This window comes from Methylobacterium sp. J-048, from assembly GCF_022829515.1.
GTDB lineage: Bacteria > Pseudomonadota > Alphaproteobacteria > Rhizobiales > Beijerinckiaceae > Methylobacterium.
Map to the genome: position 1 here is coordinate 96,521 of NZ_JAKSYL010000056.1, position 15,860 is coordinate 112,380.

Genomic DNA, 15,860 nt, shown 5'->3' on the forward strand with positions numbered 1-15,860 from the left:
GGTCGCCCGGTCCTCCACCCATCCCTGCAACTGACCCGCCCCTCGTGGCGGGTTTTTCTTTGGAGGCCCCACCATGGGTCAGAAGATCGGCGGCACCGCCTACCTGACGGCGGGCGGCAAGATGTACGACCTGCGCGGCGGCCTGGTCGTGTCGCCCTCGCGGATCAAGCGCGAGTCGGTCGCCGGCCAGGATGGCCCGCACGGCTTTATCGAGACCCAGCTCGTGCCGTTCATCAAGGCCGAGCTCTCGACCACCGATGGCCTGTCCGTCGCCGAGCTCGACGCGATGGTGGACATCACCGGAGCGCGCGCCTGATGTTCGACTTCTCCACGACCGGCATCCTTTGGGCGCTCGCGTCGATGCTGTGGGCGGCGCTGTCGCCCGTGGCGCTCAAGCAGATCGGCGTGGTCCTGGCCATCGCGCTGATCGGCCTCGTGCTGCTGCCGCGGCGCCTCCGCCCGATGGCGCTGGCCATCGCGGCGGGGCTCGGGGCGTTCGCCTTCTGCTGGCAGGTGGCCGAGGCGGACGGTGCCGGCCGCATGCTCGTCCACGACCACGCCGTTGCGATCCGCGCCGAGCAGCTGCGGGCCGCGGCGGCCGAAGCCGTGACGCGCGAGGCGGTCGAACTCCGCGCCCGGGACCTCGCCGACCGGCAGACCGACGCCCTCAAGCTCAAGGAACTGACCGATGCGCTCGCCCATGACCCGCGCCGCGATGGCGTTTGCGTGCCTCGCGATCTCAGCAGGCGGCTGCGCAAGCTTTAGGGACGCCCCGCCCACGATCGATCCGGCCGCGTCGGCCGACATACGGGTGGCGTTGCCGGCGCCGCCCGAGAGCGTCGAGGCGTGCCTGCGCGCGAGCTTCCCGGATATTCCGGATCGATCCCTGACCCGGGGCGACGTCGTCCGGATCATCGGCCGGGCCAAAGTGCTCGACCGGGCCAAGTCGGCCTGCGGTGAGCGCGCGCTGGCCTGGATCGCCGCCGTGCGGGCCGACTTCGCCAAACCCTGACCGACACCAAGGCCCGCGAAAGTTTCGCGGGCCTTCCCGGCTGATCGGGCAGACCTTTGCCTCTCATTCACCCGACCCAACACGGCTTGCCTCTCACCGGGGCCGGCTCGTGCAAATCAACGCGCGACCGGAACACCGGCGCGCGGCTCTCCGGCCTTGGGGGCCAGGATCATGACCACACAGTTCCAGCAGCAGCAGTTGCAGCCCCTGACCGGACGGCCGACCGAGGAACGCCTCGGCGCCCTTGAGGTGCGGGTCGGCGGTATCGAGGACGGGATCCGCCACATCGTCACCAAGCTCGATCAGAAGGACCGCACGCCCTGGGGCATGCTGATCGGTGCGGCCGGCTTCATGGTCACGATCATCGGCTCGATCGGCGGCCTCGCCTTCTCCCCGCTGTCGAGCGGCATCGCCGACGTGAAGGCGGCGATCGTCAAGTTCGAGGGCAAGACCGAGAGCTACATGAAGCGCGAGGACATCGAAGCGCAGATCTCCGGCGTGCGGGTCTCCTTCGACGATCGCTTCAAGGTGAGTGCCGAGCGGCGCAACGACCTCCAGGTGCGCAGCGACGACCGCATGGCCCGCATCGAGCGCGACGTCGACGCCCTGCAGAAAGCAGTCGTTCCCCGGGGCGAGCATGAGCAGACCTGGGCCGGCCAGCGCATGAAGGACGAGGCGCTACAGCGCCAGATCGACCAGGCACGCAACGAACTGAACGGGCTCAACACCCCGCGCGATACGATCCAGGGCATGCAGAAGCGGATCGACGAGCTGGAGCGGGATGCCCGGGCGCCGGTGCGCCGGTAGCGCCACTTCACACTGTGCTTCACACCTCGGGCGCCCTGGCTTCGGCCGGGGCGCCTTTCGTCGTTTCGGCCCAGCCGGCGCCGCATCGTTGGCTGGGCGGTCCCGCGGGACCCGCCGGGCTGACGGGAACCACCGCCCCATCCGCGCGTCTACCGATTCCCTAGAGCGAGACAACCTTAGCCCTGGCAGCCATGCGCTGCCGGGGCTTTTCTTTGTCTGCAGTCTGGCTACGGTTTCGCACGGCGCTCGTCTCAACAGCTGGCGCCATCAGCGCTTCGGATCCCGCGGTGACACCTCGATCCGAAGTCGAATGCCCGCCCGGCTTGGCGCCGCGGCGGGCATTTTGTTGGGCCGCAGCCCGTTGCTACGTGGTTCGGCCCGATGCCGTTCGGCCAACGCTTAGGCCGGAGCGACACTGGATTTTCTGTGGAATGGCCCGCCGGCACAAGACCGAAATCCTACGTCAATCGGTTAGGTTTGCGTGGAGTGCCTCAACAGGTTCGCAGCTTCAGCCGGCTTCGATCCGCCCACCGTCGCTACCTGGCGCGATCAGCTCGAACGCATCTCCGAGCGCGCCTTGCCCTGTCGGTACCTTACGCCGGCGCAATGGGCGACGATGCGGGAGTCGGCTGTCGATTTCTATGGACGATTCATTGTCCAGGTCCATCGCCTCGTCTAAACGCACCGACTTGGTAGCTATTGATCAATTTACATGGAATTGTCCGATGATGGCTGCGTATCGAATGACGAGCATTATCAAGGCCTGCTTGGAAATTTATAAATACTGATTGACCGGACAGTGAACTTTAGCAAAAATTGCGTTATTTGCGGGTCAATCCTGTGTCGCACGAAGGATGGCGCAGTAAGGAGCCAATGCTTTTTACCAATTAAATGCGTAGTCGCCAATGATTGGAGTATCACAAGCATACACAAAATATACGCCAGCTCTTGAAATAAAAGGCTCATCTGAGCGAACGTCGATATCTGAATACAAGTCATGATTTTGAGATCGACAGCAATCCATAGAGGCGCAATCAGATAGATTTGGAATGCATCACGCCCTAACGATGCCAGCGGCTTGATCATATCCTTCTTCTGTAGAACCGTTGCGCCGGCTGTAACCAAAAATATACCCAAACTGCTTTCAAATATTGCTAAAGACGGTATCGAAAACGCATCAAAGGGAACTACGAGATACGCTATTGGGGCATACGTTGTGAGGCAAAATAAGACTAGTATACCGCTATACTTCTGCAGAAACGCAATCGATAGATCCCGCGTGTAGATTCCCACAACAGTGAATAATAAGGTGTATATTAAAAAGTTTTGTATTTTGTAACCAGAGGTTGTAACGAATAAAGATGCTGAAACTAGGAAGATTATAATCAATACCGTCGAAACCCGGCGAGTCAGTGTGCAGATGGTTAAGCAGCAAGCCATCCATAAAACAAACCACAACTCAGGGGCGGGGAAAATTAATCTTTTAATCGCTGGAATGAGTCCAACTTCATTAGAATGGCGCTCAAGGATATAGAAAGCAACATGATATATTACTGCCCATATTATGTATAAATATAGATACGACCCGATAGAGGCCGCGATTAGACCAAGGCGTTCTTTCTTAATCAGAGCACTAAATGAGTTTCCCAGAAGAAAGAAAAACAGTGGTAGAGGTATGTACCACAAGCATTTGAAAATTGTGCCATGAGCTTGATAGGCTGAATAATTAAAAGATAATTGTATGTCCACATGCCACAATACGGCTATGGCTACTGCTATACCTCTAGAAGCCGCGAAAGCTGAGCTTAAATTGAGATTTTTGTTTCCATCCATTGCCTTGCCTGAATTCCAAGCGAACGTAATTAGTATGTTTTTACCCTATAGAATAGACGGACCAGACACGCAAGTTATGTTCGCGGCTGTAATCTCAAGACACTTGATACATACCGGTTTTAGAGGGGAAATATAATATTTAAGGAGCTTGCCTATCTCGAGATTTTTCGGCATCAAACTTAAATCACCAGATAATGCAAACTGCCAGAAGTGCGCCAATGCCCATTCCGTCGTCGCAGTTACGCCAACCTACGCCTTGCCTCCGGCTCGTCGAGTAACGTAGACCTGGTCTTGTAAGTTGAGGGCAAATAAGTATGGGCTGCAAGCGCCTTATATTGAGGCTGATTTGTATTGGCGAATAGACTGAACCATTAGATGTTGTTGTGTACCTTGACGCCTATGATCTCGAATTTGCTTATTGAGGCGTATCCATAACAGCCGTGACTACGTTCAGAGCATCAAGGCCGATCGCATCCTGTTCGAACGGACGGACGCGCGGCGGGACAAGCCCGGCCAGGTCTGGGGCCCGCCGATCTGGGAGTTCGCAGCGTCGGGCGCTCGAAATACCTGATACCGCTCACGTTCTCCCGCGCGATCCACACCACCCCACCGGCAAGGTGAAAGCCGCAGCCGGCGACCGCTGAACCACACCGCCGGATCTGACATGTTCTTCCTTCGTTCCAGAACGGAGAGAAGCGGTGGCGGGGCTCCTACGCGATATCCAGCCGGGTCGGGTGTACGTGGATCGCTCGTCCTGCAAGCGGTCCGGCCGGTACACCGTCGCGAGCCTCCAAGAACGGTTCGGGCCGGACATGTCGACGCTCGACGTGCTGCGTTCCCTGACGGCCTCGTGCCGCTACCAGCGTCCGCCCGGTTCGCCACCGGCCCGGAAATACGAGCACTTGTGCCTGGCCGCGATCACGCTGCCACCACCGGCCCGGCCGGACATCCCGGTGCCGCCGGGCGTGCCCTACACGGTCGAGGTCTGGACCAAGACGGGCGGTGGCATCGAAGCGCAGCTCGCGGTGATCTACCCGATCGACATGGCGCGGGCGGCATTCCGAGTGGCGTGTGAGCTCTGGCCCAAGCACGAGGTTACGTTTCGGGATCGCTGCCGGATCGTGGAGAAGCGGGAGCGGCCAACCGAGCCCGCCACCGCGGCACCCGCCGCTGCTCCCCATCTTTGATCGCCAGGCCATCCACCTCTAGGCGAGCAAGCACCAGGGCGGCTTCCCGCCCACGCTCACGCCCGGGAATGCCGGCGCGTTCCGCGATCTGGACTGCCGTCTCGGGCTCGTCGGGGAGCGCCGCCAGGATGCGGGCACGGGTGTCCTTGCGCGGCCGCGCGCCGGTTCGTTCGGCGCGCACCGTTAATGCAGCCTGCCGTTCCCGGCGTTCAGGCCGAGGCAGATCGCCAGAACCAGCAGATCGCCGGCGGTGAGCCAGGCACCGCCATCCACGCGCCAGCTCTCGAAGTAGGCGTCGGGTTCGACGGTATGGCCGCGGGACGCGATGACCGCCACGGCCTCCACGATCGGGTCCTCGCCCTCGCTCATGCCTTCACCGGATGCGCCAGCAGGATCGCTGTGCGGATCATGTTGCGCTTGTAGGCGTCCCGGTCGGTGTGCAGGGCGTCCTGAGAGGCTTTGTGTGCGGCGATCGCCGCGACAAGATCGAGGGTCCAGCCCTTCGCGAGGGGGTAGGAATCGATCGCGAGGTCGGCCAGCACCGCGTCGACCGCGGCGGTGATTTCGTCGTCCGTGACGTCGGACGTTTTCCGGAGCTCAGAGACGGTCGGGTAAGAGGCCATTTTCGTTCGAGCACCCCAGGAACGAGCAACAACGCGATCAATACGTTATGCTTGAAGGCCGGTTAACCTTGGCGGCCGGGGCGGCCCTGGTCGGCCGATCGCCCTAACCGGGGATGCCCAGAACCCGGCGCGCCTCGGTCAGAAGCACCGCGTGCCGGGCCGCGCCGGGGCCGTCGGTCGGCGCCTCGCGCCCGGCCCGGGCGATGATCTCTTGGAACCGGCGCCGGTCGAGCGACCGGCTGCCGATGCTGTCGAGCACGGCGCCGAGCACGCTCCGGACGGCCTCGGTGCGCTCGTCGGCCTCGGCCAGCGCTTCCGCGGAGGCCGCGCTCGTCCGGGCTTCCGCGAGGTCGGCCTCCAGGGCGTTCACCTGGGTGCGGACGCCCGCCAGCTCGGCCGCGAGACGCTGCGCGTCCTGCCAGGCCAAGTCGTGCTGGTGCGTGCGCAGGGCGAGCAGCACCTTGAGCGACGCCGCGTCCTCACGCGCGGCCTCCAGCTTGGCCTGTGCCGCACGCAGGTCGTTCAGCAAGTCCTGAGCGAGCATCCCATCCCCGGTTACATCCACTGCCGGCTCCGTCAGCCTATCGGTTGGCCCGTCCTGAAGGGGCGTGGCGCGAATGTCCACTCTCCAGGCGCTCAGGCCCGGTTGAGAAAATCCACCCGCCGGTCCACATGGAAGGAAGCACCGCGCGGTGCCTGTCCCGGCCGGCCTTGAACCGGCGCAGCGGAGTTCGCCGACCATGTTCATCCAGACCGAAGCCACGCCGAACCCGGCGACCCTCAAGTTCCTCCCCGGCCGCGTCGTCCTGCCCGAAGCCACCTTCGAGGCGCGGGATGCGGAGACCGCCGAGCGTTCCCCCCTCGCCTCCGCGCTGTTCGCCGTTCCCGGCGTCGCTGGCGTCTATTTCGGCCACGACTTCGTCTCCGTCACCAAGGCGGAGGACGGTTCCGAATGGGCGCAGGTGAAGCCCGCCGTGCTCGGCGCGATCATGGAGCACTTCCAGTCCGGCGCCCCGGTGATGGCCGAAGGCGGCCTCGACGATCAGGGCGGCGAGGACGAGTTCTACGACGCCGCCGACCACGATACCGTCGTGACCATCAAGGACCTGCTGGAGACCCGGGTCCGCCCTGCCGTGGCCGGCGACGGCGGCGACATCACCTTCCGCGGCTACAAGGAAGGCGTGGTCTATCTGGAGATGAAGGGCGCCTGTTCGGGCTGCCCCTCCTCCACCGCCACCCTGCGGCACGGCGTGCAGAACCTGTTCCGGCACTTCCTGCCGGAGATCCGCGAGGTCCAGGCGGTCTGAAGACCAATTCAGACGCAGTCAGGACCGACGCCGGCGGCCTCGAAACCGCCGGCGTTTTCGTGTTCCGTCGCCGGCCTGGAGCGACATGATCGGATGCTTTCACGGACGCACAATCCCGGACACATCCAAAACCGTTTTCCGTGCTGAAATCCCTCGGCCTTGCTTGTTGCGGACTTACGCAGACCGATTGATAAGATATGCCTGACTGGTTCCGGGTACGGTAAATAGTCTGATATCAATATAAAAGTTGGAGTATTAAATTTAGAGCTCGTTTTTCAGCTCTGCAGCCGCGCGTATCGATCTACGACGAAAGCTTTCGATAGAAGAAATCACCATACCATTGCGGTGTCGCGATAGGGCGAAGTTTTACGGCTCGGCCTTGACGTAAGGTTTCATCGGGTTGTTCGTATCCGGCGGTTTCCCGGGGATTCGCATGAACCTGCTCAGCCGCACGAACATCGTCACGAAAATGCTCGCGATCAATCTGATCATCGCGGTGATCGTGGGCGGTTGCATCTGGTTCGCGCAGTCCCGGATGACGGTGATCGACCAGATCTACACGAGTCTGATCGCCCGGGAGGCCAAGGCCGTGTCGAACGTGCGGCGCAGCAACCGCTTGCACAACACTCTGAACTATCTGACATTCCGGACGATCGCCGAGACCGATCCGGAGCAGATCCGCCAAGCTGCTGCGCAATTCGACGTCATTGTCGCGCAGACCGACAAGACCTTGTCGGATCTCGCCGCGCAGGTGCCGGCCTTCGCGGACTTAATCCAGGCGCAACGCGCACGCACCGCACGCTTCGTGGCGGAAGCGTCCGAAGTGCGGCGCCTGGCGATTGCTGGAGAGACCAGCGCCGCGCTGAAGCTGGCGCATGAGAAGAGCGAGCCGATCTTCGCCACCCTTGGGGTCGAGGGCACCAAGCTCGGCGATGCCATCGAAGACTACATGCGCAAGCGTTCGAACGACCTCACCGACGAGACCAACGCGACGCGCTACAGCCTGATCGGCTTCGGAGCCCTCGGCCTGTTCATCGGCATCCTGTGCTCCCTCCTGGTCTCGACCGTGGGCATCACGCGGCCGCTCGGCCGCCTGGTCGCGGTGCTCCAGCGTATGGCCAAGGGTGAGACCGAGGCCGAGATCGCGGAGGCGCGCCGGGGCGACGAGATCGGCGCGGTCGGACGGGCCGTGGAGGGCATCAAGGCCATGGTCGTGCAGAAGGCCGCCGAGGAGGCCGAGCTCAAGCGGAAGGCCGACGAAGCCGCGGCCGAGGAGCGGCGGCGTACCATGGTTGAGCTGGCCGATCATTTCGAGGAGGCGGTGGGCGGCATCGTCGGCCGGGTCTCGACCTCGGCCACCGAGCTTCAGAGCACGGCCCAGACCATGACCGCCACCGCGACCCAGACCGCCGGCCAGACCACGAATGTCGCGTCCGCGGCCGAGGAAGCCGCCGCCAACGTCAACACCGTGGCGGCGGCGGCCGAGGAACTCGGATCCTCGATCGGCGAGATCGGTCGCCAGGTCGAGGGCGCGTCCGAGCTGGCTCAGCGGACGGTGGGTGAGGCCGACCAGACCGGCGCCCTGATGCAGGAACTGAGCAGTTCCGTGGCGCGGATCGGCGACGTGGTCGGGCTGATCGCGTCGATCGCCAGCCAGACCAACCTTCTGGCGCTGAACGCGACGATCGAGGCGGCCCGCGCCGGCGAGGCGGGGCGCGGCTTCGCGGTGGTCGCGGCCGAGGTGAAGGCGCTGGCCGAACAGACCGCCAAGGCCACCGACGAGATCGCCGCGCAGATCGGCCGGGTCCAGGGCGCTACCGGCCAAGCGGCGTCGGCGATCACCACGATCACCGGGCTGATCCGCGAGATCAACGGCGTGGCGACGAGCATCGCCGCCGCCGTCGAGGAGCAGGGCGCAGCGACGCAGGAGATCGTCCGCAACGTCGCCCAGGCGGCCAGCGGCACCGGCGAGGTGACGCACAACATCGTCGGGGTGGCGAAGGCCTCCGAGGCGACCGGTTCGGCGGCCACCCACGTGCTGGCCTCGGCGTCGGAGCTGTCCCGGCAATCCGAGCAGCTGAATACCGAGGTTCGCGGCTTCCTGACGGTCGTCCGGGCGGCCTGAGGGCTGACGCGCCCGCTGACCGGCGCAAGCCGGCAACACTTCACCGCCAACGCGGTTCTCACCGCCGCCCCGCGCTGACGGCGCGGCGGATTTGTTCTAACGCTAGGGTCTTCGCGCTCTTCGGGGCAGAATGGGAGCGGTCGCCGGTCCGGACCGGCATGCGGGAGTGGGCGTGCGTATCCTAGCCATCGACACAGCGCTGGACCTGTGCGCCGCCTGCGTCGCCGCGGACGATGCCGACGCGCCGCTCTCGGCCGAGTCGCTGCCGATGGTGCGCGGGCACGCCGAAGCGCTGCTGCCGCTGATCGAGAGGGTGATCTCCCGGGTCGAGGGCGGCTTCGCGGCGATCGATCGCATCGCGGTCACGGTCGGGCCCGGCAGCTATACCGGATTGCGGGTCGGCCTCTCGGCGGCCAGGGCCATCGGGCTCGCCACCGGCAAGCCGGTGGTCGGCGTCGGCACCCTCTCGGCCCTTTTGGCGCCGCTGCTGGCGGATTCCGGCGAGGGCGTGATCGCGGCTGCGATCGATGCCCGGCACGGCGCCGTCTACGTCCAGGCGCTCGGCCCGAGCGACGGCCTTGCCCCGGCCCACCTGCCGGTGGAGATTGCCGCGGAACGGCTCGGAGCCGGCCCCGTGGTGCTCACCGGCTCGGGTGCGCCCCTGGTCGCGGCCGCCCTGGCCGCGCGTGGCGTCACCGCGCGGGTCGCCGGCCTCGGCGCGCCCGACATCACCGCCGTCGCGTCGCTGGGCCTCGTGGCCGATCCGGCCCAGGCCCTGCCGCGGCCGCTCTACCTCCGCGGGCCCGATGCCCGGCCCCAGGACCATGCCAGGATCGCGCGGCAATGACGCGGCCCCTCCCGTTCTGGCCGCTGGACTGGTGGGCCGCCTGGTGGGACGCCCTCACCCCGGCGCCCTACGTCGCGCCCCTCAGGGACGCCGCGCAGGCGCCGGCCCTTGCCCGGCTCCACTCTACGGCGTTCGCCCGGCCCTGGGACGCCCACGAGTTCGAGCGCATGCTGTGCGAGCGCTCGACCCAGGCGCATGCTTTGTGGCGGGCCGGGACGCTCCAGGGCTTCGTCCTGTCGCGGCGCGCGGCCGATGAGGCCGAAATCCTGACCGTGGTGCTGTCGCCGACGCTGCGCGGCGGCGGCCATAGCCGCCGGCTCCTGCGCGAGCATCTCTCCAGCTTGGCGCATTCCGGGATCGCCCGGGTGCATCTGGAGGTCGACGAGGGCAACACCCCCGCGCTCAAGCTCTACGCCCGCCACGGCTTCCGCAAGGTCGGCGAGCGCACCGGCTATTACCTCAAGGCCGACGGCAGCCGGGCGACCGCGCTGACCATGAGCGCCGACCTGTAACGGCGTGAGCCGGTCCGGCGTCATCGCGCGGGTCGCGGCCCTCGCCCTCGCCTTCCTGGTGCTGGCGCCGCCGCATTGGGTCGCCCTGCGGCTGCTCGGCCGCCGCCCGACCCTGGCGCCGGTCTTGTTCCACCGTTTCTTCCTGTGGCTGTTCTCGGTCCGGGTGACGCAGAGCGGCACGCCGCCAGAATCCGGCGAGGCGGCCCTGGTGCTGGCCAACCACGTGTCGTGGCTCGACATCGTCGCGATCGGGTCGCTGCGGCCGCTCTCCTTCGTGGCGAAGTCGGAGATCGCCGGCTGGCCGGTGATCGGCGGCCTCGCGGCGCTCCAGCGCACGATCTACATCGACCGCCAGCGCCGGGGCGCCACCGCCACGGTCAGCGCCGCCATGGGCCATCGCCTGGCCGAGGGCGAGCTGGTGGTCCTGTTCGCGGAAGGCACCACCGGCGACGGCAACCGGCTGCTGCCGTTCCGCTCCGCGCTGGTCGGCGCGGCCCGCGCCGCGCTGCAGGCCGAGGCTGGGCGGGGCCGCGTCCGCCTCCAGCCGCTCGCCATCGCCTATCCCCGACGCAACGGCCTGCCGGTGGTGCGCTCCGAGCGCTCCGAGATCGCCTGGTATGGCGATATGGAACTGGCGCCGCATCTGGCCGCCTTCGTGAATGGCGGGCCGATCGACGTCCACGTGGTCTGGGGCCAGCCGATCGCCTTCGAGGCGTCGACCGACCGGAAGGCCGCCACTGCCGCTGCCGAGGCCGAGGTGCGCGCCGCCCTCCAGGGCATCCTGACTGGCCGCGGCGAGGCTCAGCCCACGGCCGGCACCCGCCCGGCCGCCCCCGGTCTCGACCTCGGTAGCTCTGAGATCGCGACGGTCTGAGGCTTTTCCCGGTGCGCTTCAGTCGTTCGCGCCATTGCGAGCGCAGCGAAGCAACCCGGTGACGCGCTACGTCCTCCAGTCGCCCGCTGCCCTGAGTTGCTTGGCTGCGCTCGCAATGACGGTCGAGCCCGCGACTGCGAGAACCTGGTAAAACCACCCCCTGAATACAGGATGCATGTCTGTTGAGCGGCTGGTGTCCCTCTGCTAGCTAGGCCGAAACCCGTGAAGTCGGGATACTGGGAGGACGCCCGTTGCAACCCTGGAATCAGGTCTACGATCCGTTCGGGAGCCCCTGGCTCTCGACGCTGGCCGCCTCCGTCCCGGTCATCGCCCTCCTCGCCATGATCGCGAGCGGGCGCGTCAAGGCGCACCTCGCCGCCGTCATCGCCCTGGGCCTCGCCCTGCTGGTGGCCGTCGTGGGCTTCGGCATGCCGGCCGGGCTCGCGTCCCGGGCGGCGATCCTCGGCATGGTCACGGGCTTCTTCCCGATCGGCTGGATCATCCTAAACGTCATTTTCCTCTACCGGCTGACGGTGGAGAAGGGCTGGTTCTCGGTCCTGCAGCAATCGGTGGCCGGCATCACCGCCGACCGGCGCCTGCAGTTGCTGCTTGTGGCCTTCGCGTTCGGCGCCTTCTTCGAGGGCGCGGGCGGGTTCGGCACGCCGGTGGCGGTTACCGGGGCGATCCTGATCGGGCTGGGCTTCTCGCCGCTGGCGGCTTCAGGCCTGTCCCTCATCGCCAACACAGCTCCGGTTGCCTTCGGGGCGCTCGGCGCGCCGATCCAGGGCCTCGCCTCGGTCACCGGCTACCCGCCCGAGATCCTCGGGGCGATGATCGGCCGGCAGCTGCCGCTGTTCTCGCTGATCGTGCCGTTCTGGCTGATCTGGGTGTTCGCCGGCTTCCGCGGCATGGTCCGGGTCTGGCCGCCGATCCTGGTCTGCGGCGCCTCCTTCGCGGTCGCCCAGTTCCTGATCTCGAACTACGTCAATCCCTGGATCGTCGATATCGGCGCCTCGCTGGCCTCGATGCTCTGCCTCGTGCTGTTCCTCAAGGTCTGGCAGCCCCGGGAGGTCTGGACCTCGCCGGCCCTGCGCGGCCACGATCCGTCCCTGGCGCTCGCCACCCCGCGCCCGGTGGCGCTCGGCGCCGGCGTTCCCGGCAGCCCCCCGGTTCATATCGGCGCGCGCACGGCCTCGCAGCGCGAGATCCTGCTGGCCTGGGTGCCGTGGATCATCCTCTCGGTGATCGTGGCGATCTGGGGCACCGGCTGGTTCAAGGGCATCGTGAACCCGCTCTTCACCTGGAAATACGAGGTGCCGGGCCTGCACAACGCGATCATGAAGGTGCCGCCGGTGGTGCCGAAGCCCGTGCCCGAGGGCGCGGTGTTCCTGTTCACCTACATGTCCTTCACCGGGACCGGGGTGCTGATCGCCGCGGTCATTTCCGGCCTGATCATGCGGTTCTCGCCGGTGCGTCTCGTCACTGCCTATGTCGAGACCATCTGGGCGCTGCGCTACTCGCTGATCACCATCGCGGCGATGTTGGCGCTCGGCGTTCTGACCCGCTACGCGGGCGTCGACGCCACGCTCGGCCTCGCCTTCGCGGGCACCGGCATTCTGTACCCGTTCTTCGGCACCCTGCTCGGCTGGATGGGCGTCGCGCTGACCGGGTCGGATACCGCCTCGAACGTGCTGTTCGGCGGGCTGCAGCGCATCACCTCCGAGCAGCTCGGGCTCCCGGGCGTGCTGATGGCGGCGGCGAACTCGTCGGGCGGCGTGATGGGCAAGATGATCGACGCCCAGTCGATCGTCGTCGCCTCCACGGCCACCGGCTATTTCGGCCAGGAGGGCAAGATCCTGCGCTTCGTGTTCTGGCATTCGATCGCGCTGGCCTGCCTGGTCGGCCTGTTCGTGATGCTCCAGGCCTACGTGCCGTTCTTTCAGCAGATGGTCATCGACGTCCCGGCCGCCGCGGCGGCCCACTGACGACGGGGCGGCGGGCAGGCCCCGCCGCCTCCCCTGCCCTGGGCTCTCGATCCTGGATTCGAAAGGTCCGAGACCTTTCGCGGGTCCAGGGCAGAGCCCTGGGGTCTCGGGGGGCAGCCCCTCAAAGGGCACGCCCTCTGGAAACCCCGTTCTGCCGTGGGTGTCGCGACGGCCCGCGCGATCCGTGCTACAGGCTCCCGCCCGCCGGTCCGCATAGGATCGGAGCGGGCCCATGGGGAAGCGGACGGTTTAGGGCGGAACGCGTTGAAGAAGGCCTTCGTCAAATCCTACGGTTGCCAGATGAACGCCTACGACGCGGCTCGCATGGCCGACGTGCTGGGCGCTGAAGGGTTCGTGGCGACCGATTCGGTGGAGGAGGCCGATGTCGTCGTCCTCAACACCTGCCACATCCGCGAGAAGGCCGCCGAGAAGGTCTATTCCGAGCTCGGACGTCTGCGCGTCCTGAAGGGCGAGCGGCAGGCCCGCGGCCTCGACACGCGCATCGTCGTCGCCGGCTGCGTCGCCCAGGCCGAGGGCGCCGAGATCCAGGCGCGCCAGCCCGCGGTGGACGTGGTGGTCGGCCCGCAGAGCTACCACCGCCTGCCGGACCTCCTGGCCCGCTCCCGTGAAGGTCGGGTGGTCGATACGGAGTTCCCGGTCGAGGACAAGTTCACGCACCTCCCCCGGCGCCGGATGTCCGGGCCGACGGCCTTCCTCACCGTGCAGGAGGGCTGCGACAAGTTCTGCGCCTTCTGCGTGGTGCCCTATACCCGCGGCGCCGAGGTCTCGCGCCCGGTGGCGGCGGTGCTGGCCGAAGCCCAGAGGCTTGCCGAGGGCGGCGCCCGCGAGGTCACGCTGATTGGCCAGAACGTCAACGGTTATCACGGTCTCGGTCCCGACGGTTCGCCGGTTGGGCTCGCCGAACTCGTTCGGGCCGTTGCAAAAATCCCCGGGCTCGCGCGGATCCGCTACACCACGAGCCATCCCAACGATTTCGACGACGCGCTGGTCCGCGCCCATGCCGAGGTGCCGGCCCTGATGCCCTACCTGCACCTGCCGGTGCAGTCGGGCTCGGACCGGATCCTCGCCGCGATGAACCGGAAGCACACCCGCGACCAGTATCGCCGCCTGATCGCCCGCGTGCGTGCCGCCCGGCCGGACGTCGCCCTGTCCTCCGACTTCATCGTCGGCTTCCCGGGCGAGACCGATGCCGACTTCGCCGACACCCTGGACTTGGTCCGCGAGATCGGCTTCGAGAGCGCGTTCTCGTTCAAGTACAGCCCCCGCCCCGGCACGCCGGCGGCCGAGCGTGCTGATAGCGTCCCGGAAGCGGTGATGGCGGAGCGGCTCGCCGAACTGCAGGCGCTGCTGGACGCGCAGCGCTACGCCTACCAGCGTGCTGCGGTCGGCCAGGTGTTCGACGTCCTGGTCGAGAAGGCAGGCCGGCATCCGGGTCAGGTCGCGGGCAAGACGCCGCACCTTCTGGCTGTGCAGTTCGACGCCGCGCCCCACCATATCGGGTCGGTCGTGCCGGTCCGGATCGTCCAGGCCAGCACCAACAGCCTGTTCGGGCAGCCGGCCTCCGAGGCCGTGGCGGCGTGAGGATCGGATCGATGGGGATGGTGGTGAGGATCACAGGTTGAGCGCGTCGGACGGGTCTGGCGCGCGCGGCACCCTGAAGGGCCGCGGGCCGGCGGCCAGGCCGGCCGGATCGGACGAGACGGTCGAGGTGCCGCTGACCTTCGACGACAACCGCCTCGCGAGCCTCGTCTTCGGTCAATACGACCAGAACGTCGCCCATATCGAGCGCCGGCTCGACGTCACCGCCACGGCGCTCGGCAACCACCTTGTCATCAAGGGCTCGCCCGATGCCGCCGAGAAGGCAAGGCGGGTGTTCCAGAAGCTCTACGCCCGGGTCCGCACTGGCGGCAGCACCCTGACGCTGGGCGATGTCGACGGGGCGATCCGCGAATCCACCGCCCAGGCCAGCCTGTTCCCCGCCGAGGCGATCGCCGCCGAGGCCGACAAGCCGCATTTCGAGCAGATCGCCACCCGCCGCCGCGGCGCGGTGCGGGCGCGCAACCCGGCGCAGGACCAGTACATCAAGCTCCTGCGCGCCAACGAACTGGTCTTCGCGGAAGGACCGGCCGGTACCGGCAAGACCTGGCTGGCGGTGGGCCACGCCGTGTCCCTGCTCGAGCAGGGCCATGCCGAGCGGCTGATCCTGTCCCGCCCGGCGGTCGAGGCCGGCGAGCGCCTGGGCTTCCTCCCGGGCGACATGCGCGACAAGGTCGATCCGTATCTCCGCCCGATCTATGACGCCCTCTACGACTTCATGGAGGCGCGCCATGTCGACCGCGGCCTGCAGACCGGCATCATCGAGATCGCGCCGCTCGCCTTCATGCGCGGGCGCACGCTCACCAACGCCGTGGTGCTCCTCGACGAGGCGCAGAACACCACCTCCATGCAGATGAAGATGTTCTTGACCCGCCTCGGCGAAAACTCGCGCATGATCATCACCGGCGATCCGAGCCAGGTCGACCTGCCGCCGGGCCAGAAATCCGGCTTGGTCGAAGCTGTGAAGGTGCTCGACGGCGTTGAGGGGATCGGCCGCGTGACCTTCAAGGACGTGGACGTGGTCCGCCACGACCTCGTGCGCCGGATCGTCACCGCCTACGAGCACGCCTCCCACGGCGAGGGTGATTCCGACCGCAATCCCAACCCCCGGCGCCGGCCCCTGGCGTGAGC

16 protein-coding genes are annotated in these 15,860 nt (G+C 66.6%); 13 read left to right on the forward strand and 3 right to left on the reverse strand.

Features of this window, described 5'->3' with window-relative positions:
* The first annotated feature begins 73 nt into the window (after nucleotides 1–73).
* From MKL09_RS03050 to MKL09_RS03070, 5 genes are all read left to right on the forward strand, one after another.
* A complete protein-coding gene (locus MKL09_RS03050) occupies nucleotides 74–316 on the forward strand; it encodes a phage tail tube protein (RefSeq protein WP_244017813.1) in 243 nt (80 codons plus the stop codon).
* Nucleotides 316–765 (forward strand): hypothetical protein, encoded by a 450-nt coding sequence (locus MKL09_RS03055; protein WP_244017815.1) that lies wholly within the window; start codon nucleotides 316–318, stop codon nucleotides 763–765. Before MKL09_RS03050 ends, MKL09_RS03055 begins: the two co-directional genes overlap by 1 nt.
* A 46-nt stretch (nucleotides 766–811) precedes the next feature.
* Nucleotides 812–1,012, forward strand: a complete 201-nt coding sequence (locus MKL09_RS03060) for a hypothetical protein (protein ID WP_244017817.1) — start codon at nucleotides 812–814, stop codon at nucleotides 1,010–1,012.
* A gap of 171 nt (nucleotides 1,013–1,183) precedes the next feature.
* A complete protein-coding gene (locus tag MKL09_RS03065; RefSeq protein ID WP_244017819.1) occupies nucleotides 1,184–1,819 on the forward strand; it encodes a hypothetical protein in 636 nt (211 codons plus the stop codon).
* 2,645 nt (nucleotides 1,820–4,464) lie between these two features.
* A complete protein-coding gene (locus MKL09_RS03070; protein ID WP_244017821.1) occupies nucleotides 4,465–4,839 on the forward strand; it encodes a hypothetical protein in 375 nt (124 codons plus the stop codon).
* A 183-nt stretch (nucleotides 4,840–5,022) separates the two neighbouring features.
* Here the strand turns inward: MKL09_RS03070 and MKL09_RS03075 are convergent, their stop codons facing one another.
* The 3 genes from MKL09_RS03075 to MKL09_RS03085 all read right to left on the reverse strand — a co-directional run bounded on the left by MKL09_RS03075 (nucleotide 5,023) and on the right by MKL09_RS03085 (nucleotide 6,006).
* A complete protein-coding gene (locus MKL09_RS03075) occupies nucleotides 5,023–5,208 on the reverse strand; it encodes a hypothetical protein (protein ID WP_244017822.1) in 186 nt (61 codons plus the stop codon).
* The gene (locus MKL09_RS03080; protein ID WP_244017824.1) at nucleotides 5,205–5,462 is read right to left on the reverse strand and encodes a hypothetical protein; all 258 of its coding nucleotides are present in this window, start codon (nucleotides 5,460–5,462) and stop codon (nucleotides 5,205–5,207) included. Before MKL09_RS03080 ends, MKL09_RS03075 begins: the two co-directional genes overlap by 4 nt.
* 103 nt (nucleotides 5,463–5,565) lie before the next feature.
* Complete coding sequence (locus MKL09_RS03085) at nucleotides 5,566–6,006, reverse strand: atp-dependent helicase (protein WP_244017826.1); 441 nt, start codon at nucleotides 6,004–6,006, stop codon at nucleotides 5,566–5,568.
* 196 nt (nucleotides 6,007–6,202) lie between these two features.
* Here MKL09_RS03085 and MKL09_RS03090 point away from each other — a divergent pair, with 196 nt between their 5' ends.
* The 8 genes from MKL09_RS03090 to MKL09_RS03125 all read left to right on the forward strand — a co-directional run bounded on the left by MKL09_RS03090 (nucleotide 6,203) and on the right by MKL09_RS03125 (nucleotide 15,858).
* Nucleotides 6,203–6,769 carry a NifU family protein gene (locus tag MKL09_RS03090; protein WP_244017828.1) on the forward strand — a complete coding sequence of 189 codons (567 nt, stop codon included), beginning with the start codon at nucleotides 6,203–6,205 and terminating at the stop codon, nucleotides 6,767–6,769.
* A gap of 433 nt (nucleotides 6,770–7,202) precedes the next feature.
* Entirely contained in the window at nucleotides 7,203–8,894 is a 1,692-nt protein-coding gene (locus MKL09_RS03095; protein ID WP_244017830.1) for a methyl-accepting chemotaxis protein, read from the forward strand.
* A 172-nt stretch (nucleotides 8,895–9,066) separates the two neighbouring features.
* Entirely contained in the window at nucleotides 9,067–9,741 is a 675-nt protein-coding gene (gene tsaB, locus MKL09_RS03100) for a tRNA (adenosine(37)-N6)-threonylcarbamoyltransferase complex dimerization subunit type 1 TsaB (RefSeq protein WP_244017832.1), read from the forward strand.
* Nucleotides 9,738–10,253: a GNAT family N-acetyltransferase gene (locus tag MKL09_RS03105; protein ID WP_244017834.1), complete on the forward strand. Its 516-nt coding sequence runs from the start codon at nucleotides 9,738–9,740 to the stop codon at nucleotides 10,251–10,253. The genes tsaB and MKL09_RS03105 overlap by 4 nt, the downstream gene beginning before the upstream one ends.
* A 4-nt stretch (nucleotides 10,254–10,257) precedes the next feature.
* The gene (locus MKL09_RS03110) at nucleotides 10,258–11,127 is read left to right on the forward strand and encodes a lysophospholipid acyltransferase family protein (protein ID WP_244017836.1); all 870 of its coding nucleotides are present in this window, start codon (nucleotides 10,258–10,260) and stop codon (nucleotides 11,125–11,127) included.
* 251 nt (nucleotides 11,128–11,378) lie between these two features.
* Complete coding sequence (locus tag MKL09_RS03115) at nucleotides 11,379–13,112, forward strand: L-lactate permease (protein ID WP_244017838.1); 1,734 nt, start codon at nucleotides 11,379–11,381, stop codon at nucleotides 13,110–13,112.
* Between the two features lie 264 nt (nucleotides 13,113–13,376).
* On the forward strand, nucleotides 13,377–14,714 hold the full coding sequence (gene miaB / locus MKL09_RS03120) for a tRNA (N6-isopentenyl adenosine(37)-C2)-methylthiotransferase MiaB (protein ID WP_244017840.1): 1,338 nt from the start codon (nucleotides 13,377–13,379) through the stop codon (nucleotides 14,712–14,714).
* A gap of 37 nt (nucleotides 14,715–14,751) precedes the next feature.
* The gene (locus MKL09_RS03125) at nucleotides 14,752–15,858 is read left to right on the forward strand and encodes a PhoH family protein (protein WP_409566895.1); all 1,107 of its coding nucleotides are present in this window, start codon (nucleotides 14,752–14,754) and stop codon (nucleotides 15,856–15,858) included.
* The last annotated feature ends 2 nt before the right edge of the window (nucleotides 15,859–15,860 follow it).

Bases quoted from the DNA above. Each gene is read 5' to 3' on its own strand.
- MKL09_RS03085 (WP_244017826.1), bottom strand. From the start codon at position 6,006: ATGCTCGCTCAGGACTTGCTGAACGACCTGCGTGCGGCACAGGCCAAG.
- MKL09_RS03095 (WP_244017830.1), top strand. From the start codon at position 7,203: ATGAACCTGCTCAGCCGCACGAACATCGTCACGAAAATGCTCGCGATC.
- MKL09_RS03105 (WP_244017834.1), top strand. From the start codon at position 9,738: ATGACGCGGCCCCTCCCGTTCTGGCCGCTGGACTGGTGGGCCGCCTGG.
- MKL09_RS03090 (WP_244017828.1), top strand. From the start codon at position 6,203: ATGTTCATCCAGACCGAAGCCACGCCGAACCCGGCGACCCTCAAGTTC.
- MKL09_RS03070 (WP_244017821.1), top strand. From the start codon at position 4,465: ATGTCGACGCTCGACGTGCTGCGTTCCCTGACGGCCTCGTGCCGCTAC.
- MKL09_RS03050 (WP_244017813.1), top strand. From the start codon at position 74: ATGGGTCAGAAGATCGGCGGCACCGCCTACCTGACGGCGGGCGGCAAG.
- MKL09_RS03080 (WP_244017824.1), bottom strand. From the start codon at position 5,462: ATGGCCTCTTACCCGACCGTCTCTGAGCTCCGGAAAACGTCCGACGTC.
- MKL09_RS03075 (WP_244017822.1), bottom strand. From the start codon at position 5,208: ATGAGCGAGGGCGAGGACCCGATCGTGGAGGCCGTGGCGGTCATCGCG.
- MKL09_RS03055 (WP_244017815.1), top strand. From the start codon at position 316: ATGTTCGACTTCTCCACGACCGGCATCCTTTGGGCGCTCGCGTCGATG.
- MKL09_RS03065 (WP_244017819.1), top strand. From the start codon at position 1,184: ATGACCACACAGTTCCAGCAGCAGCAGTTGCAGCCCCTGACCGGACGG.